The organism is Collinsella sp. AF20-14LB, assembly GCF_003459505.1.
GTDB lineage: Bacteria > Actinomycetota > Coriobacteriia > Coriobacteriales > Coriobacteriaceae > Collinsella.
On the sequence record NZ_QRWD01000002.1, the window covers coordinates 22,344 to 41,538 of the forward strand.

Annotated in this window: 14 protein-coding genes and 3 tRNA genes; 9 read left to right on the forward strand and 8 right to left on the reverse strand. The window is 61.1% G+C overall.

Annotation, left to right across the window (positions count from 1 at the left end; all coding sequences use genetic code 11):
- The first annotated feature begins 57 nt into the window (after positions 1-57).
- From DWX63_RS01390 to dinD, 4 genes are all read left to right on the forward strand, one after another.
- Positions 58-792 carry an iron-sulfur cluster assembly scaffold protein gene (locus tag DWX63_RS01390; protein WP_006235554.1) on the forward strand — a complete coding sequence of 245 codons (735 nt, stop codon included), beginning with the start codon at positions 58-60 and terminating at the stop codon, positions 790-792.
- Between the two features lie 18 nt (positions 793-810).
- A complete protein-coding gene (locus tag DWX63_RS01395) occupies positions 811-1,815 on the forward strand; it encodes a GGGtGRT protein (protein WP_055252290.1) in 1,005 nt (334 codons plus the stop codon).
- A gap of 256 nt (positions 1,816-2,071) precedes the next feature.
- Complete coding sequence (locus DWX63_RS01400) at positions 2,072-3,598, forward strand: FAD-dependent oxidoreductase (protein WP_117842591.1); 1,527 nt, start codon at positions 2,072-2,074, stop codon at positions 3,596-3,598.
- Positions 3,599-3,759: 161 nt separating this feature from the next.
- The gene (gene dinD, locus DWX63_RS01405; protein WP_117842592.1) at positions 3,760-4,620 is read left to right on the forward strand and encodes a DNA damage-inducible protein D; all 861 of its coding nucleotides are present in this window, start codon (positions 3,760-3,762) and stop codon (positions 4,618-4,620) included.
- Between the two features lie 83 nt (positions 4,621-4,703).
- Here the strand turns inward: dinD and DWX63_RS01410 are convergent.
- From DWX63_RS01410 to DWX63_RS01420, 3 genes are all read right to left on the reverse strand, one after another.
- Positions 4,704-4,779: transfer RNA gene (locus DWX63_RS01410), tRNA-Lys, on the reverse strand.
- A gap of 43 nt (positions 4,780-4,822) precedes the next feature.
- Positions 4,823-4,898: transfer RNA gene (locus tag DWX63_RS01415), tRNA-Lys, on the reverse strand.
- A gap of 22 nt (positions 4,899-4,920) precedes the next feature.
- Positions 4,921-4,997, reverse strand: a tRNA-His gene (locus tag DWX63_RS01420).
- A gap of 164 nt (positions 4,998-5,161) precedes the next feature.
- On the opposite strand from DWX63_RS01420, the gene DWX63_RS01425 reads away from it, so the two are divergent.
- Both DWX63_RS01425 and DWX63_RS01430 read left to right on the forward strand, forming a co-directional pair.
- Complete coding sequence (locus DWX63_RS01425) at positions 5,162-6,343, forward strand: pyridoxal phosphate-dependent aminotransferase (RefSeq protein ID WP_117778427.1); 1,182 nt, start codon at positions 5,162-5,164, stop codon at positions 6,341-6,343.
- 137 nt (positions 6,344-6,480) lie between these two features.
- Positions 6,481-7,368 carry an ROK family protein gene (locus tag DWX63_RS01430; protein ID WP_117842593.1) on the forward strand — a complete coding sequence of 296 codons (888 nt, stop codon included), beginning with the start codon at positions 6,481-6,483 and terminating at the stop codon, positions 7,366-7,368.
- 114 nt (positions 7,369-7,482) lie between these two features.
- Here the strand turns inward: DWX63_RS01430 and DWX63_RS01435 are convergent, their stop codons facing one another.
- The 4 genes from DWX63_RS01435 to argS all read right to left on the reverse strand — a co-directional run bounded on the left by DWX63_RS01435 (position 7,483) and on the right by argS (position 14,584).
- Positions 7,483-7,932: a VanZ family protein gene (locus DWX63_RS01435; protein ID WP_117842594.1), complete on the reverse strand. Its 450-nt coding sequence runs from the start codon at positions 7,930-7,932 to the stop codon at positions 7,483-7,485.
- 7 nt (positions 7,933-7,939) lie between these two features.
- A complete protein-coding gene (locus tag DWX63_RS01440; RefSeq protein WP_147336046.1) occupies positions 7,940-9,340 on the reverse strand; it encodes a hypothetical protein in 1,401 nt (466 codons plus the stop codon).
- Between the two features lie 313 nt (positions 9,341-9,653).
- A complete protein-coding gene (gene rho, locus DWX63_RS01445) occupies positions 9,654-12,200 on the reverse strand; it encodes a transcription termination factor Rho (RefSeq protein ID WP_233514432.1) in 2,547 nt (848 codons plus the stop codon).
- A 530-nt stretch (positions 12,201-12,730) separates the two neighbouring features.
- The gene (argS, locus tag DWX63_RS01450; RefSeq protein WP_117766929.1) at positions 12,731-14,584 is read right to left on the reverse strand and encodes an arginine--tRNA ligase; all 1,854 of its coding nucleotides are present in this window, start codon (positions 14,582-14,584) and stop codon (positions 12,731-12,733) included.
- Positions 14,585-14,926: 342 nt separating this feature from the next.
- Here argS and DWX63_RS01455 point away from each other — a divergent pair, with 342 nt between their 5' ends.
- Positions 14,927-15,412, forward strand: a complete 486-nt coding sequence (locus DWX63_RS01455; protein ID WP_006235480.1) for a CarD family transcriptional regulator — start codon at positions 14,927-14,929, stop codon at positions 15,410-15,412.
- Between the two features lie 102 nt (positions 15,413-15,514).
- Entirely contained in the window at positions 15,515-16,114 is a 600-nt protein-coding gene (locus DWX63_RS01460) for an HD domain-containing protein (protein ID WP_117637809.1), read from the forward strand.
- Between the two features lie 59 nt (positions 16,115-16,173).
- Here the strand turns inward: DWX63_RS01460 and DWX63_RS01465 are convergent, their stop codons facing one another.
- Entirely contained in the window at positions 16,174-17,460 is a 1,287-nt protein-coding gene (locus tag DWX63_RS01465) for a glutamate-5-semialdehyde dehydrogenase (protein ID WP_117766927.1), read from the reverse strand.
- A 31-nt stretch (positions 17,461-17,491) separates the two neighbouring features.
- On the opposite strand from DWX63_RS01465, the gene DWX63_RS01470 reads away from it, so the two are divergent.
- Entirely contained in the window at positions 17,492-18,991 is a 1,500-nt protein-coding gene (locus DWX63_RS01470) for an alpha/beta fold hydrolase (RefSeq protein WP_199411059.1), read from the forward strand.
- Positions 18,992-19,195 lie beyond the last annotated feature (204 nt).

The window sequence follows — 19,195 nt, forward strand, 5'->3', positions numbered from 1 at the left end:
CGGCAATCGCCAGCCACGACCCCCAGACGGGACGCCAACACGATAGAGAGGAGAGGCATGCAGTACTCACAGGAAGTGGAGAACATGTGCCCCGTTGCCAAGGGTGCATACCACGGCCCCGCACCCATCCCCGAGGAGGGCAAGTGGGTCCAGGCTAAGGAGATTTCCGACATCTCCGGTCTTACGCACGGTGTGGGTTGGTGCGCACCTCAGCAGGGCGCCTGCAAGCTCACGCTGAACGTCAAGGACGGCATCATCGAGGAGGCCCTCGTTGAGACCATCGGCTGCTCGGGCATGACCCACTCTGCCGCCATGGCTTCCGAGATCCTTCCCGGTAAGACCATCCTCGAGGCCCTCAACACCGACCTCGTCTGCGACGCCATCAACGTTGCTATGCGCGAGATCTTCCTGCAGATCGTTTACGGCCGCAGCCAGACCGCGTTCTCCGAGGGCGGCCTGCCCGTGGGCGCCTCCCTCGACGACCTCGGCAAGGGCCTTCGCTCCCAGGTCGGCACCATGTTCGGCACCAAGGCCAAGGGCGCTCGTTACCTCGAGCTCGCTCAGGGCTACGTCACCCGCATGGCTCTCAACGACAAGAACGAGATCATCGCGTTCGAGTTCCTGAACCTCGGCAAGTTCACCGACGCCGTCAAGGCCGGCAAGACCCCCGAGGAGGCCATCGCTGGCGCTATGGGCCACTATGGTCAGTGGGAGAACGCTGCCAAGTACATCGACCCGCGCACCGACGAGGAGACTCACTCCGTCGCCAGTGTGTTCCCGGTTCACGAGTAGAAAGGGAGGGAAATAACTATGACTGTTACGTTCGAAGGTTACGAGCGCCGCGCTGACAAGATCAACAAGTGCCTCGCCGACAACGGCATCGCCTCCCTCGAGGAAGCTCTGCAGATCTGCACCGACAAGGGCTTCAACCCGCGTGAGATCGTCAACAACACCCAGTCCATCGCCTTCCAGAACGCCGAGTGGGCCTACACCCTCGGCTGCGCTCTCGCTGTCAAGCGTGGCGCCAAGACTGCTTCTGAGGCTGCCGCCATCATCGGCGAGGGCATCCAGGCCTTCACCGTTCCCGGCTCCGTCGCCGAGGACCGCAAGGTCGGTCTGGGCCACGGCAACCTGGGCGCTATGCTGCTCTCCGACGACACCGAGTGCTTCGCCTTCCTGGCCGGCCACGAGTCCTTCGCTGCCGCTGAGGGTGCTATCGGCCTGGCTCTGAACGCCAACAAGGCTCGCAAGAAGCCGCTGCGCGTTATCCTGAACGGTCTGGGCAAGGACGCCGCCCAGATCATCGCCCGCATCAACGGCTTCACCTATGTGAAGACTCAGTTCGACTACTACACGGGCGAGCTCAAGGTCGTCGAGACCATCCCCTACTCCGATGGTCCCCGCGCTGCCGTTAACTGCTACGGCTCCGACGACGTCCGCGAGGGCGTTGCCATCATGTGGCACGAGAACGTCGACATCTCGATCACCGGCAACTCCACCAACCCCACGCGCTTCCAGCACCCCGTCGCTGGCACCTACAAGAAGGAGCGCCTCGAGGCTGGCAAGAAGTACTTCTCCGTCGCTTCTGGTGGCGGCACTGGCCGTACCCTGCACCCGGACAACATGGGCGCCGGCCCTGCCTCTTACGGCATGACCGACACCATGGGCCGTATGCACTCCGACGCCCAGTTCGCCGGTTCTTCCTCCGTGCCTGCGCACGTCGACATGATGGGTCTCATCGGCATGGGCAACAACCCCATGGTCGGTGCCACCGTCGCCTGCGCTGTCGCCGTCGAGGAGGCCCTCAAGGCCTAATCGCGCCCGCGCGATGCTCATATAGTTGAGCTTTAGAGCCGCTACCTTTCGAGGTAGCGGCTCTTTTTGTTTGCGCTATCGCAGGGTAGCGAATGCCGATATATCAGTTGGGGCGAAATACGAGATGTGACGAGATGAAACGTCAGAGCGTCCATGACGCCCACCTGTCATATGTGCCCTTTACCGATTTGCCGAGTCTTTGCGGCCCCATTACCGATCACCCGTGCGACAATGCGCCGGACGAGAAAGGAATCCGATGGAATCGACTGATGTACTGGTAATTGGATCTGGCATTGCGGGCCTTTGCGCCGCCATCGAAGCGGCGCGCACGGGTGCAACCGTCGCTGTGGCAAGCGCCGGCAAGACTATGAGTGGATCGAGTTTCTTCCCCGGAACCTGGGGCTTGGGGCTTATCGGACCCGTTAACGAAGACGACGAACAAGACCTCATCGACACCATCCAGACCGTTGGTGGCGGCGTCGCCGACCCCGAGCTTGTCCAGACGTTTGTCCACGGCATTCCCCAGGCAATTGAATGGCTCGAGCAAGACCTGGGCGTTGAGCTCCAGCGTCCGCAAAGCGCTGAGAGCGCTCAGCAAAAGCAGTTTATCCCCTGCTTTGACCACAAGACGCGCATGTGGCGCGGCCTCACCCGCAAGCCCCTTGAGGACGCTCTGACGACCCGAATCGAGTCACTCGGCATTCGCCTGCTCCCCCGCCATGAGCTTATCGACCTTGTTGAGAACACGAACGGCAGAATCACCGGAACCGTGCTCTACGACCTTACCGAAAATCGAATCGTGCCCTTTGCTGCCAAGGCCACGATCATCGCAGCCGGTGGCACAGGCGGCCTGTTCGAGCGCAGCCTTACGTCGGCTGATGTGCTCAGCTCCTCGCAGGCCATCGCACTGGCGCACGGCGCATCGCTTACTAATATAGAATTCATGCAGATGATGCCCGGCTTCATCGAGCCCAAGCGCAACCTGGTCTTCAACGAGAAAACCTGGCGCTACGTACATGTAGACCAGCCGGTCGATATTGCCGACGACAAGCTGGACGACCTGCTCGAGCAGCGCTCTGGATATGGTCCCTTCACGTCACGCTTGGCCTCCCGCGCTATCGATCTCGTCATCGATCAGGCAGGTGTCGAAGGCCTGGCACTCCACTACGACTTTCCCCGCGAGGATGTCCCAGAGTTTGTGCAGACCTTTGCCACCTGGCTGCAAGACGAGCACGGCATCGCCCCGACTGACGAGATGCGCGTTGCGATGTATGCCCACGCCGCTAACGGCGGCATCAAGATCGATAAGACCGCGCAAACGGGCGTTGAGGGCCTCTACGCTTGCGGCGAGGCGACAGGCGGCATGCACGGCGCCGACCGCATTGGTGGCTTGTCAAGCGCCAACGGCATCGTGTTCGGGCGCATCGCAGGCGCATCGGCAGCCCAAGCAGCACAGAAAGAGCCCGAGACAGCCCTGAAGGCGGATATCGCCCTCCCCCAGTACGGCATAGCCGCAACAGATGCTGAACGCCTGACACACAGCCTAAGGCACACGATGAGCACCTATTGCATGATCAACAGGACCGAAGCAGGTCTATCCAAGGCCCTGCAACAGCTTGAAAGCCTGAAAGACGAGGCAACGGCGCTGAGCAAGCCGCATGCCAAAGACAGCGAGATCGCAGCCCTCGCCCGCCTGCAATCGCAGAATCAGCTGGCAACGGAGATGGTCAAAGCCATGCGCAAGCGGACCGAAAGCCTGGGTTCGCACTATCGATCGAATTAAACTGGACACCTATCTAGAGCAGAGCACAACTAATCGATATCTATGGGCCCCGTGACCTCGAAGTGGCACGGGGCCCATTCGTGTCCGCACGGCAGCGTATCCTTATTCTGAGTACAGAGCGGGCAAAGCGCGCATAGACAATAGATCAGCGAGGAGGAGATATGGACAGTAGAGATATCGAGAAGTGGCGTGTCGAACTTGATAGCTACGCCAATGTGGAAGACGGCGTTGAGTATTGGCTCGCACGAGATTTAATGGAACCCATGGGGTACACGCGATGGGAAAACTTCGCCGAAGTTGTTAAGAGGGCAAAAGTCTCGTGCGAAACAAATAAAACTCCAGTTGATTCCCATTTTCGTGACACCACGAAAATGATAACTGCCGGTGTCGCCGCTCGCGCGGTTAAAGACTACAAGCTTACGCGCTATGCATGCTATTTAATCGCCCAAAACGGAGATTCAAACAAGCCAGAGATCGCGCTCGCCCAGGCATACTTTGCCGTGCAGACGCGCCGCCAAGAGCTCATAGAGCAGCGCTTCGCAGAGATTCAGCGCTTGCAGGCGCGCCACTCACTATCCGATTCAGAGAAACAGCTCTCGGGTATTGCGTTCAAACGCGGCGTGGACTCCAAAGGATTCGCGATCATCAAGTCGAAGGGCGATGAAGCGTTATTCGGCGGCAGAAGCACGGCGGAAATGAAGCAGCAGCTCGGCATACCCAAGAGCGCGGCATTGGCGGACAGGTTAGCCGATGTCCTCATCAAAGCAAAGGACCTTACGAACTCGATGACGGCCTTCAACGCCGAGGAACACGACCTGTACGGTCTGGACCAGATCAAACAAGAGCACGTCGAGAACAACACAAGCGTACGTGGCAGCCTCATCGACCGCGGAATTGTCCCCGAGAACCTACCGCCCGCCGAGGATACAAAAAAGCTCGAACGTCGCGTGAAAGCAGACGAGAAAAAGCTCAAGGAGGGTACAGACGGATTCACCGACCCCCAGGGCAGGCTCGACTTGTAAAGCGTCTGTGCCCTTACGGGTTCGGCCCCATGCGAGGTTAATAAAAAAGACGGCCAACCGAAATTGACCGTCTAAACATGCTTTGGTGGGCCGTCAGGGGGTCGAACCCTGGACCTTGGGATTAAGAGTCCCCTGCTCTACCAACTGAGCTAACGACCCAAAGCTAAAGTCCGTTGTGGCGGACTTTAGAGGAGATATCGTGTGGTGGGCCGTCAGGGGGTCGAACCCTGGACCTTGGGATTAAGAGTCCCCTGCTCTACCAACTGAGCTAACGACCCGATATCAACACGAAGCAAGAACTGGGGTGGGTAAAGGGACTCGAACCCTCGACCTACGGGACCACAACCCGTCGCTCTAGCCAACTGAGCTACACCCACCGTGTCCTGTGCGCTTCGCGCTCGACTATTATTGCAAGGAACGCCACGCGATGCAAGCCCCAATTTTCAAGAATTTTGAAAAGAGTTTTTCGAGACCATTTCGAGCAAATCCCACCGGTTCCATAGGAGTAAACTTGCTCCACCCAATGCTCGAAAGGATAGGCATGAAAGAACTCTCCAACCGCACGGCGGCGTTTACCGATTCGGTCATCCGCCGCATGACGCGCATCTCCAACAAGTATGGTGCCGTCAACCTGTCGCAGGGCTTCCCCGATTTCGATCCCCCGGCGCAGCTGCTCGATAGCCTCAGCACCATTGCCACCGACCCCAAGCCGCTTTACCACCAGTACTCCATCACCTGGGGCTCCCAGGCCATGCGCGAGGCGCTTGCCGCCAAGCAGGAGCACTTTATGGGCATGCCGATCAACCCCAACGAGAACATCGTGGTCACCTGCGGCTCCACCGAGGCCATGATGGCCGCCATGATGACGGTCACGAACCCCGGCGACAAGGTCGTCATCTTCTCGCCATTCTACGAGAACTACGGCGCCGACACGATCCTTTCGGGTGCGGAGCCTATCTACGTGCCGCTCAACCCGCCCACCTTTGACTTTGACCGTGAGGTCCTGGAGGCGGCCTTCCGCGACAACGATCCCAAGGCGATCGTTCTATGCAACCCGTCCAACCCCTGCGGCAAGGTCTTTACCCGCGAGGAGCTCACCCTTATCGCCGACCTGTGCAAAAAGTATGACGCCTACTGCATCACCGACGAGGTCTACGAGCACATCGTCTACGCGCCCCACGAGCACGTGTACATGGCCACGCTGCCCGGCATGTTTGAGCGCACCATCAGTTGCAGCTCGCTATCCAAGACCTACTCCATCACCGGCTGGCGCCTGGGCTACACCATCGCTCCTGCCGAAATCACCGAGCGCATCAAAAAGGTTCACGACTTCCTCACCGTGGGCGCCGCCGCTCCCCTGCAAGAGGCCGTCGTCACCGCCCTCAACTTCGACGACAGCTATTACCAGGAGGTCCTCGACCTCTACACCGCCAAGCGCGACCTATTCTGTCAGGGACTCGACAGCATCGGACTCACGCACAACGTGCCGCAGGGCGCCTACTACGTGATGATGGATATCTCGGAGTTTGGCTATAACAGCGACCTCGACTTCTGCGAGGATTTGGCCTCCAAGGTGGGCGTGGGCGCCGTGCCCGGCTCGAGCTTCTTCCGCGAGCCCGTCAACCATCTGATTCGTTTCCACTTTGCCAAACGAGACGAGACGCTTAACGCGGCACTGGAGAACCTCAAGTCTCTGCGTGATAAAATCGAACCGCGCGGGTAAGGACGGTCAGTAACTAAAGGCACTAAAGAAACCTCGTGAACCCGTTGGGCCACGAGGTTTCTTTTTATAGCGACCTCATTTATTTTTTTGAGCGCTATACTTTAGTCACGGAGCAACTCGTCCCAGAGAGGAATACTATGGCAGAGCAGCTTATCGGAGCGCTCGAGGCCGGCGGCACCAAGATGGTCTGCGCCACGGGCTATGCAGACGGTATGGTCCTGGAGTGCGAGCAGATCGCGACCACGACCCCGCAGGAGACCGTCGAGGCCGTCAACGCATGGTTTGCGAACAAGGGCATCGCCGCGCTGGGCATCGGCGCCTTTGGCCCCACCGCAGTCAACCCCGCCTCGCCCCAATACGGCAAGATCCTGGAGACGCCCAAAACGGCATGGCGCTACTTTGACCTGCTGGGCACCATCCAAAACGAGCTCAATATTCCCTGCGGCTACGACACCGACGTCAACGTCGCCTGCCTGGGCGAGGTCACCTTTGGTTGCGCCCAGGGCCTCACTGACGTGGTGTATCTGACCATCGGTACCGGCGTGGGCGCTGGCGTGCTCTCGGGCGGTAAGCTCGTGCACGGCATGATGCATCCCGAGGCCGGTCACATCCTGGTCACGCGCGACCCGCGCGACACCATTGGCGAGCACAGCGCCTGCCCCTTCCACGACAACTGCCTCGAGGGCCTCATCGCCGGCCCCGGCGTTAAAAGGCGCTGGGATGGCAAGAGCGCCGGAGACATGGCCGATGACCCGGAGGCCATGGATCTGCTCGCCGGCTATCTGGCGCAGGCGCTCATGACCTACATCCTGTGCTATGCGCCGCAGAAGATCGTCATCGGCGGCGGCGTGGCCGACCACACCCCCATCGTGCCGCTCGCGCGCAAGAAGTGCGCCGAGATGCTCAACGGCTATATCGTCACGCCCGAGATGGCCGACATCGATAGCTATATCGTCAACAACAGCCTCGAGGGCAAACAGGGCATTATGGGCTGCTTGGCCCTGGGCGCTCAGGCGCTTCAGTAGCAGACGCACCCACAGGGCGTGGCGCGCCCGGCAAATCCGACCTACGGAACGACGCCACCACGCCTCATATAAGCCCTCAAATAAAAAAGGCCGCCTAGGACCAAACAATACGTCCTAGGCGGCTTTTTTGGCGCGCATCAGCGGCCGTAAGAGATATCGGAGCACAACGCCCGTTGCCGCACCACAGCAGTCGATCATCACATCGGTGATCATGCCGGCGCGTCCCGGCACAAAGAGCTGAATCGTCTCGTCGATCGAAGGAATCAGCAGCAGGAACACCGCCGTGGGCAGCAGCACGTCAAAGGTGCGCCGGCCCTCAAAATCAAAGGCGTGCGTTGCCAAGATGCCGAGCACCATATACTCGGTAAAATGCGCGCATTTGCGAACAACAAAGTTGGTCACCCATTCATATGGAAGTCCCACGCCGCGCAGGAAACCGCGGATAGCTTCCATGACCGTTAGGCTCAGCGAACCCGACCCCGAGCCGGGAACCAGCGAATTGCCCCAGATCAAGAGCGCCATCAGGCAGGTCACGACCGCCCATTTTCGATTGATCTTAACCATGCAGAAGTTATGCCTCCGCGCGGAGCGGCGCGAAGCTGGCGGTACCGCCCTCGATAACGCTCAGATAGGCACGGCCCGTACGCTTGGCGGTAGAGGACTGCAGGCGCTCGATCTCTTCCTCGAGGATCTGATTGACGCGCTCGTGACGACGATTTTCCATAATGCCGGCGGCAATAGCCTCGGCTCGCTCGATGCCCTCGCGCGAGATACGGGCGGTATCCTCGGGGAACACAGCGCTGTGACGGCCGACATAGGCGGGTGCAGCAGGCTGAGGGGCAGCGACGGGAGCGGAAGCTGCAACAGGAGCAGGCTCGTCGATCTCGTCCAGAATCGCGGTGGCAGCGGCCCACATGTCCTCGTGGCCCGAGTAATCGGCCATGGGGACATCAACCTCGAGCGAGGCATCCGGAAGGTCGCCGGTGTCGATGCGATCTTGGGCATCAATCGATGCGGTGATGGCTGCAGGCTCATCGAGGTCATCGAGATCGATGTCCGCGGCACCGAAAATGATAGGCATGCTGGCGAGGTTTGCGTTGTACGGCGCAGCCTCAGCCGCCTGCTGCTGGGCAGGAGCGCCCCAAAGCGAGCTTTCGGCGGCACGGCGGGCGGCAACGGCCTCCTCGTCCGCGGTCATGGCTTCATCAACGTACGAATTATCGGCAGAAGCGTTCACGTCCGCCGAGGTGGCGCTGCAGGCGTTATTGGCTGCCGCGTTGGCAACGAGTGCCACAAAAGCCGCCGTGCTGCCCGCAGGGGCGGCCTGGGAGCCAGACACGGCGCGTGCCGCGGCGGCGATGTCGTCGCGATTGAAGGAGCCGGTCTGCCCGCCGTTGGTGAGCTCGTCGATGGCGACTTGATAGACGTCGCGCGAGCGCGCAGGGTCGCAGCTCACCGGCGAATCGTCGTCGAGCATACTGTCGATCATGGACCAAGCCTCGGCCTCGTCCATGGCATCTGCGGCTCGAGCGATGGTAGGGACACCATCATCGGCATGACGGCGCTGGAACGCACCAGTCAGGCCGGAAAGGAATGCCGAGGTAGACTGCTCCGACTGAGCCTGAGAAGCAGAAGCGGCAGCATATGGAGTCGCATCCTGCTGCTGAGCTGGAATCGAGGCGGTCTTGAACTCGCTTTGATGCTGATTGAGATTGGCGGCACCGCCCATGGCATCGGGCTGGAACAGACGCTCTTCACGCTGCGCACGGTACTCGGAGATACCCAGCGAGGCGGCATAGATGCCCACGCCCGCCACCGCACCCACGGCGAAGGGAACTGCACCCGCCACGACCGTCTCGTTCACCGACGAAAACGGCAGCGTCGCGGCATACATAACCACGGGAGCGGCAAGGCCGATCCCACACGAAAGTCCGGCAAGGACTGCTCGTTGTGTTGCATCAGAAGAAGCCATGAGCTCTCCCCATCTTCCAGCACCCAAATCGCATCATTCAGTTGGCTGCGCGAGAGAAGATGAAGCGGGGCTATGCCCCAAAGCAACGGTATATGGTTCGTTTCATCTGCGTTTTCCGTCGCGAAGCTTAAAAGCTATTATGCGAAACCGCCCTGCCGATTGCAAGTGACGATGTCGGATTGAAACGGGAAACCTGCTGCTCGTCGGTCTTACGGTCAAAAATAAGCGCGGAGCGGCGCTATAGAAAAGGGCCGAGGCTCAAAGCCCCGACCCTTTATCGCATTGATGACTATCGCTGCGCGTGGATGACAACCTAGAACGTCTGCTCGTAGTCGCTGTGTTTTTTGGCCGAACGCACCAGGAACTCCTGGTTGGTGTTGGTGCCCTTAAGACCCTTGATAAACGATGCGGCTGCGCGCTCGGTGTTGTTCATGCCGGCAAGAATGCGACGCAGACCAAAGACAAACGGACGCATCTGCTCGTCGACCAACAGGTCCTCGTTACGCGTACCGGAGGCAACGGGGTCGATAGCCGGGAAGATGCGGCGGTCGGCCAGGTCGCGGTCGAGCTTAAGCTCCATGTTGCCGGTGCCCTTGAACTCCTCAAAGATGACTTCGTCCATCTTGGAACCGGTGTCGATGAGGGCAGAGGCCAGGATGGTAAGCGAGCCACCGTTCTCGATATTGCGGGCTGCACCCAGGAAGCGCTTGGGCGGATATAGGGCCGCCGAATCGACGCCGCCCGAAAGGATGCGGCCCGAGGCGGGCGCCGCCAAGTTGTAGGCGCGGGCGAGGCGCGTGATGGAGTCGAGCACCACCACGACGTCGCCACCCAGCTCTACGATGCGCTTGGCGCGCTCGATGACGAGCTCTGCCACGCGGGTGTGGTTGTCGGCAGGCATATCGAAGGTCGACGCCACAACCTCGCCCTTGATGGAACGCTGCATATCGGTGACCTCTTCGGGGCGCTCGTCGACGAGCAGGCAGATGAGGTGCACCTCGGGGTTGTTAATCGAGATAGACTGGCAGATCTTCTTGAGGATCGTGGTCTTGCCGGCCTTGGGCGGGGACACGATCAGGCCGCGCTGGCCCTTGCCGATCGGTGACACGATGTCGATGGCGCGGCCGGTAATAGAGTCCTTGCCGTGCTCCATGCGCAGCGGCTCGTTGGGATAGACCGGGGTGAGGTCGCCGAACTTGGGACGGTTGCGAATCTGCTCGGGGTCCAGACCGTTGACGGTCGTGATTTTGGCGAGGCCGGCGCGCTTGTCGCCGCCGCGCGAAGGACGCAGCGAGCCCTCGATGACGTCGCCCGTGCGCAGGCGCGCGGAGCGGATGAGGTAGGCGGGCACGAAGGCGTCGTCGTTGGACTTCATGTAGCCATGGGCGTGGATGATGCCGGAGCTGTCCGGGCGAATCTGCAGAATGCCCTTGATGTCGCGGAAGCCCTCGGCCTTCGCAGCGGTGACGTAGATTTCCTCGACGAGCTCGGCCTTCTTCTTGCCGGTCGTCTCGATCTCGAACTCCTTAGCCTTCTCGCGCAGCTCAGCGACCTTCATGGCCGCGAGTTCCTCGCGCGAAAGCGTGGGCTCGGTGGGAGCGGCATTACGCTCCTTGTTGCGCTGTTTGCGATCGCGCTGGCGGTTGCGACGGTCGTTGTTGCGGTCGTCCTTACGCTCGTTGCGCTCGTCGTTGCGCTTGTGCTGGCGACGGTTGGGACGAGTGCCGTCTTCGCCCTCAGCGGGGGCGGCACCATCGGTTGCGGCGGTGCCAACATTGGCCGCGGCGGCGTCATTGGCCTCGGCGCCAGAATCAACCTGCGCTTCGACATCCTGCTGCTCGGACGCCTTGGCCTTAACGGACTTCTTACGACCGCGCTTGGGCTTCTCGGACGCAGGCTGTTCGACGTCCTGGGCCTTGGCGACATCAGTCGACGCATCGGCGGTCGTCTCGGCAGAATCCTCGGACGCACCCTTCTTGGCAGCCTTGGCCTTGGACGTGCGCTTAGCAGCAGTACGACGGCTGCGACCGGGACGGACGTCGGCGGGCTCGGCATCGGCGGGAGCGGCCTCGGAAGTCGTAGCATCCTGGACGGGTGCATCGGCAGCGGTTGCAGACTCGGCGGTCGCCGCAGCATCCCGAGCGGCGGCGGCTGCTGCTGCGGCCTTCTCTGCCTCGACAAAGGCCTTGGGCTTGCGACCGCGACGGTGCGGGCGCAAAGCCGGATCGACAACGGGAACTTCGTTGGCCTCGACAGGCGCAGCGGGCTCAACAGGCAATGTGCCCTCCCCTGCCGCGGAACGGACCGAAGCCTCAGTGAGCTCGGGGGCTACCTGTTCCGCAACTTGCTCGGCCTTAGCAGCCGTGCGGCGGCGTGTGCGCGGTGCCGGCTTCTCGGTCGGCAGGTCGGCGGCAGGGGTCTCGATGGCGGCAGGCGTCTCGGGCACAGACGGAGCTGCAAGCTCGGTCAGAGCCGCGGCCTCGCGCTCGGCAGCACGACGGCGGGCGCGCACCACCTGAGCCTCGCTAATCTGCGCCAACGCACGTGCCTGCGCGACCTCATCGGAAATCGGCGCCGAGGAGTCAGCTGCAACGGTGCGCTTGGCGCGCGTCGTGCGCGTGGTACGGCGCTTGGGCTTGGTGACCTCCTCGCCGTCAGCGGCAGGCTTGGCCGTGCGGCGCGCGAGCTTGGGCTTTGCCGGAGCAGCCTCCTCACCAGTTGCAGGCGCAGGCGTCGAAGCAGCCTTAGGCGTCTCGGGAGCCGAGGCTTGCGCGGGCGCCGCGACCTGGTCCGACGCAACCGGTGCAGCGGGAGCGGCTTGCGTCGTCGTTATTTCGTTTTCTTGCTGTTGATCAGACACAGTGTTTGCTCAACTTTCTTTTCAAGCCCTGTGATCACATGCTCCCTGCATAAACCTTCAGGGCGGCTAAACAGTCTAGTTCCGTTCAAAACGACGGACATCATTGATCTGTATCGAGATGATTGCGTCAACTACGCAGCGTTAGTGTAACACAACCGCCGCCACCTGCAACTTAGTCATTGGGGGCGTTCTTAAACGACTAGTCAAAAGGGACACTCTTTGGTCTACCACCCACAAATCAGACTGCCTCCGCCAAAACTATGGCGGTTTACTACGACGAATCGATCAACCGCGACCACTCCGAAACATGTTGAACTAAAAACCGCAGGTAGATGCCTTGCGCTTTTTTGCGAAAAGCCGGCGTGGTTGGAAATTCCCAATTCATCGTAGTAAACCGGCATAGTTTCGTATTTCCAGCAGTTCCAAATTCGTCAATACGTCGGCATTTGCGAAAAAAGCCCGACCTCCGTGGGAGATCGGGCTTATAGGGCTCAGTTAAACCAAACCTACACGGTCAAATGACCCGCAGGTTACATCTGCTCGGGCGCGGAAACGCCAACGAGGGTGAGCACCAGGGCGAGCGTCACGCGGACGGCATCGCAAGCGGCCAGACGGGCACGCGAAAGCTCGGGGTCGACGGGACGGCCCTCGCTCGGCAGCACCTGGCAGGCAGCGTAGAAGCTGTGGAAGTCACCGGCGAGTTCCTCGGCAAAGTGGGTCAGACGGAACGGGGCGCGATCGCGAGCACAGCTGGCGATCAGGTCGGTGAGCTCGTTGAGCTTGCGCGAAAGGGCGAGCTCGGTCGGGTCGGTCAGCAGCGAGTAATCGACGTTCTCACCGATGGCCTTGGCGGCAACGGCCTTCATGCCCATCTCGTCGGCCTGCTCGGCGGTAACGTCGGCGGCACGGCGCAGGATGGAGCACACGCGGGCGTGAGCATACTGCACGTAATAGACCGGGTTGGAGTTGTCGCGCTTCTTAACGGCCTCGATGTCGAAGTCGACCATCTGGTTGGAGCTCTTGGAGATGAGCGTGTAGCGAGCGGCATCGGAGCCAACCTCGTCGACGAGCTCCTGAAGGGTCACCATGGTGCCCTTGCGCTTGGACATACGGACGGGCTTGCCGTTACGCAGCAGGTTGACGAGCTGGCCCAGTAGAACCTCGAACTTGCCGGGGTAACCCAGAGCGTCGCAGACGCAGCGGACGCGCTCGATGTAACCGTGGTGGTCGGCGCCCCAGATGTCGATGACGTGGTCGACGCGCTGGAACTTATCCCAGTGATAGGCGACGTCGGAGGCGAAGTAGGTGTACTCGCCGTCGGACTTGATCAGGACGCGGTCCTTGTCGTCGCCCAGATCGGTGGAGCGGAACCACAGGGCGCCGTCCTTGGTGTAGAGGTAGCCCATCTTGTCGAGCTTCTCAAAAGCGCGGTCGACGGCGGAGGTGCCGGCGGTCTCGCCCTCGGTGTCCTTCACATACAGCGAGCGCTCGGAGTACCAACGGTCAAAGTCGCAGTTGACGGCGTGGCAGAGGTCGCGCATGTTGTCGACCATCTTCACGTAGCCGCGCTCACGGAAGCTCTCCATACGCTCCTGCGGATCGGCGTCGACCCACTTGTCGCCGTCGGTGCGCCAGAACTCGGCGGCCTCGTCGATGATGTAGTCGCCGCCGTAAGAGTCCTTGCCCAAGGTCTCGGCAAAGTTGTCCTGATACGGATGGGTCTCGGGGTGCTCGTCGTTCTCGTCGGCAACAAAGGCGTCACGGTCGGCGATCAGCAGCTTGTGAGCCTCGTCGATATCAACGCCCTGCTTGGCGATGATGTCGGCGAGCTGCATGTAGCGCGTGCTGATGGAGTTGCCGAAAGTGTTCATCTGAGAGCCGTGGTCGTTGATGTAGAACTCACGCTGGATGTCGTAACCGGCGTGGTCCATGACGCGGCAAAGGGAGTCGCCCAGAGCAGCCCAGCGGCCGTGGCCGATGTGCATGGGGCCGACGGGGTTGGCGGAGACGAACTCGACCTGAGTCTTCAGGCCGCCGCCGACGTTGGACTTAGCAAAGTCCATACCCTTCTCGCGGGCCTCGCCAAAGATGGCGTTCTTGACGGCGACGGAGAGGTAGAAGTTGATGAAGCCGGGGCCGGCGATCTCGACCTTCTCGATCGCGGGGTCCTCGGGCATATGGGCAACGACGGCCTCGGCGATCTTGCGCGGGGCGCAGTGAGCCAGCTTGGCGGACTTCAGAGCCATGGTGGAAGTCCACTCGCCATGAGAAGTATCAGCCGGTCGCTCGATAGCGCAATCGTCAAGTTCAAATGCGGAAAGGTCGCCGGCCTCCTGGGCCGCAGCAAGCGCAGCGCGTACCAGCTCTTCAATCTTCTCGGGCATAGATCCTCCTTGTGTTAAAGCCCCCGAGCTCTTGGTCACTCGTAGGGCAAAAGCCAGAGTTTGTAGCACTCTATCACAAGCAGTAGCTACTGTCGCAGGGTAAAGTTAATCGATATTGCATATGCACAAAAATGACTACAGCTCGCACAGGACCATTCAAAGATAGCGGTCTGCCTGCCGATTGTGCACCTGCCGAAAATGCATAAACATGTGCATGAGCTGCTCGGAATATCGAATACTCTTACCTATCGGAGTTGTGTGCTTTTCCTGCATAAAGTAATGGTTTGCGCACGTCAACGTGGTATTCTAGACATACGCAAATTCGTATAAGTTGGAGGTAGCATGTTCTCAATCGGTCAACACGTCATTCATCCGGGCCAGGGAGTCTGCACCGTCGTCGGTTTTAGGGACGACACGCCGCAGCCCATGTTGTTGCTCGAGACCAAGCAGGGACATGCGCAGACGATTCTCATGTACCCCGTGGCGCAGGCCGACCGCCTACATGCCGCCATCTCTCAGCAGGATGCCGAGCACCTGCTGAGCCACTACGACGAGCTGGAGTGCGACACCTTTACCGAGCGCAACAGCTCGCTTGAAGAGACACACTTTAAGCAGCAGCTCAAGCTGGGCGCGCCCGAGACGGTCCGTGTGGCCAAGACGATGATGCACCGCATCCGCCAGGCCGAGGAAGCTGATAAAAAGCCCAGCTCCTACTACATGCGCGTACTCAAGGAAGCCAAGCGCCGCTCCATCGAGGAGTTCGCCGTGGCCCTGGGCGTCACCGAAGAGGCCGCCGAAGCCCGCCTAGCCCAAGCCGCCCTCAACTAACCTGTCAAAAACCACCACAAAGGGGACAGGCACCTTTGTGGTGGTTTTCTTGTTCTAGTAGTATTCAATCTCATCGATACCCACGAGCACAAGGAGTCTGTTATGGCAGAGACGCTTACCGCCGGAATCACCCGCGACCGCGCATTCGAACTGCTCAACGAGCACAACAAGGATCCGTTCCACATCACCCACGGCGAAACGGTCGAGGGCACCATGCGCTACTTTGCGCGCGAGTTCGACCCCGAGAACGAGGAGTTCTGGGGCATCGTCGGCCTGCTCCACGACCTGGATTGGGAGGAGCATGAGGACGACCCCATGAACCACACCATCTACGCTGCCGAGATCCTCGAAGGCGAGGGTGCCTCTCCTGAGCTCATCCGCGCCATTCAGTCGCACACCTCTGATTTCAACACCTCGCTGCCCAAGCCCGAACTGCAGATGGAGAAGATCCTGTTTGCCTGCGACGAGCTTACCGGCCTGATCGGAGCCGCGGTTATCATGCGCCCGAGCAAGAGCGTCATGGACTTTACGACCAAGTCGCTCAAGAAGAAGTTCAAGGACAAGCGCTTTGCCGCCGGATGCTCGCGCGACGTGATTTCGCAAGGCGCTGAGATGCTGGGCTGGGAGCTTCCCGAGCTCTTTGACCGCACCATCGCGGCTATGCAGTCCTTCGCTCCCGATCGCGACGCCTTCCAGGCCTAGCACCAAAACCACCACAAAGGGGACAGGCACCTTTGTGGTGGTTTTTGTTTGCGTGGGCGTTAGGGGCGGACCTGACCGGTGCCGCGAAGCTTGTATTTGTAGGTGGTGAGGGCCTCGGCGGCAAAGGGTCCGCGGGCGTGGAGCTTTTGGGTCGAGATGCCAATTTCGGCGCCCAGGCCAAACTCGCCGCCGTCGGTAAAGCGCGTGCTAGCGTTAGCGTACACGGCCGAGGCATCGACCTCATCCAAGAAGCGCTCGCAGGCGTCTGCGTCCTCGGCGATGATGGCCTCGGAATGCATGGTGCCATAGCGGTTGATGTGCGCGATGGCCTCTTCCTCGTTCGCCACGACCTTCACGCTCATCTCGAGGGCCAGATACTCGCGGCCCCAGTCCTCCTCGGTTGCGGCAACGTAAGCATCGCCCTCGGCAAGACCGGCGGCAACGCAAGCGGCACACGTGGCCTCATCGCCGTGAATCAGCACATCGTGGTCGTGCAGCACGGCAACGACCGCAGGCAAAAACACATTGGCCACAGCATGGTCGACCAGCAGCGACTCGGCGGCATTGCACACGCCTACACGCTGGGTCTTGGCATTAACGATAATGTTGAGCGCCTTATCAAAGTCGGCGGACTCATGCACGTAGATGTGACAGTTGCCCGTGCCCGTCTCGATCACCGGCACGAGAGACTCGCGCACGCAGCGCTGGATCAGGCCTGCACCGCCGCGCGGAATGAGTACGTCGACAATACCGCGGAGCTTCATGAGCTCGCCAGTGGCCTCGCGGTCGGTGGACTCGATCATCGACACGGCCTCGCGCGGGAAGCCCTTGGCCTCGAGCGCATCGGCCAGCAGCTCAGAAATCATGGCACACGAGTGATAGGCCAGCGAGCCGCCGCGCAGAATGCAGGCGTTGCCGGTACGGATGCAGATGCCCGCGGCGTCGGCCGTCACGTTGGGGCGCGCCTCGTAGACCATAGCGACCAGGCCCAGCGGCACACTCACACGGGTCAGGTCCACGCCACTTGCAAGCACGCGGTGGTCGAGCACGCGGCCCACGGGATCGGGCAGCTCGGCGAGCTTTTCCAGGCCGGCGGCCATGCCCTCGACGCGCTCGGGCCTCAGCAGCAGACGATCGAGCAGTCCGGCCGAGGTACCCGCATCGCGCGCGGCGGACATATCGAGCTCGTTGGCGGCAACGATGGAGTCGATACCGTTGCGCAGCGCTGCGGCCATGGCGCGCACGGCCTCCTGGCGCTGTTCATCGCTCGCCGTGGCAAGCGAGGCCGACGCTGCCTTGGCGGCAACGGCAAGATCGTGGACATACGTGGCTATATCGACCGACATGGGCGGCCCTTTCTCCTAGAAGTTTGCAACCATGGTAGCCGATTTGCGCATGGCCTCGCCCGCGGCGGTAGAATTGGTCAACCCGAAACACCGCAACGAATGGAAGCATTACATGGCCCTCATCACTTCGTACCACGTCCCCGGCCTTTACGTCGAGGACCACAGCATCGACGTCCCCCTTGACTGGCGCGGCCTGGAGCCGATGCTCCTGGCCGTCGGCAGCACCATGCGCCGCGGCGCTATGCCGGCGCCCATCGCCGGCGCGCACGAGAGCATCAAGCTCTTCTACCGTGTGGTTTGCGCGCCCGACCGCATCAACGACGATCTGCCGCTGCTCCTGTTTTTGCAGGGCGGCCCCGGCGGCGAGAGCCCGCGTCCGCTGTCGCCCACAAGCGACGGCTGGATCGAGGAGGCCGTCAAGCACTTCCGCGTGGTCCTTCCCGACCAGCGCGGCACCGGACGCAGCAGCTGCGTGGACGGACGCACGATCAAGGCACTGGGTGATCGCGCAACGGCCGCCGGCGCCGATACAGCACGCTCGCAGGCGGACTTCCTCAAGCGTCACCTCGCCAGCTCTATCGTGCGCGATTTTGAGTACCTGCGCCTGGTAGGCTTTGGCGGCAGGCCCTGGGTCACACTCGGGCAGAGCTACGGCGGCTTTTTGACGCTGAGCTATCTGTCGCTCTTCCCCGAGGGCGTGGCGGCAAGCTTTACCTGCGGCGGCATCCCCCACGTGCCGGCGAGCGCAAGCGAAGTCTACGCGCACACCTTCCCGCGCATGGTCGCCAAGACGCAGCAGTATTACGACCGCTACCCTGCCGACGTCGAGCGCGTGGCAGCCCTGGCCGATGCGCTCGAGGCTCAGAAGCCCGTGCTGCCCGACGGCTCGCCGATGACGGTCGAGCGCCTACAGCTCATGGGCAGCGACTTTGGCATGAAGCCGAGCTTTGAGCGCATGCATTGGATTATCGATCACGCTTTTGTTGACGGCGACGGCACGCTGACCTGCGGCACCTCGGTATCCGACAGCTTTTTGATGCGCGCCTTCGAGCGCACCAACACGCGCACGAATCCGCTGTACTGGACGCTGCAGGAGTTCATATACGCCGACGGTGACACCATGCCCATTGGCTGGGCCGCGGCTGAAGAGAAGGCACAGCGCGCCGAGTTTGACACCCTCGCGCGCCCGCTCATGTTTACCGGCGAGGCCATGTTCCCGTGGATGTTCGAGCAGATGCCCGAGCTCAAGCCCTTCAAGCCCGCCATGGACCTGCTGATGGAAGACACCAGCTGGGACAAGATCTACGACCCGCAGCGACTGGCGTGCAACGAGGTGCCCCTGCAGGCCGCGGTGTATTTCGACGACATGTACGTCGACTCGGGCATGCAGCTCGATACGCTCAGCCGCGTGGGTAACTCGCATGCCTGGGTGACCAACGAGTTCGAGCACGACGGTCTACACGGTAGCGTGGTGTTCAAGCACCTCTTCAACGAAGCCCTCAACCGCGGAGACCTGCGCCAAATCTTCTAGCAAAGGAGCGTCCCCACCTGCCGGCACAAAAGAAACATCCCCAAGTGCCGAACAAGTGCCGGCAACGACAATGCCGCAGGTAGAGGACGGAAAGCGAAAACGCCCCTTAGCAGTGGCTTTAAATCGTAGGTCGAACAAAAGAAGCGAGCGCCGCCCAGAGCGAACAAGTTGGCATGAAAAAGGCGAGGCATAGACCTGATGGTC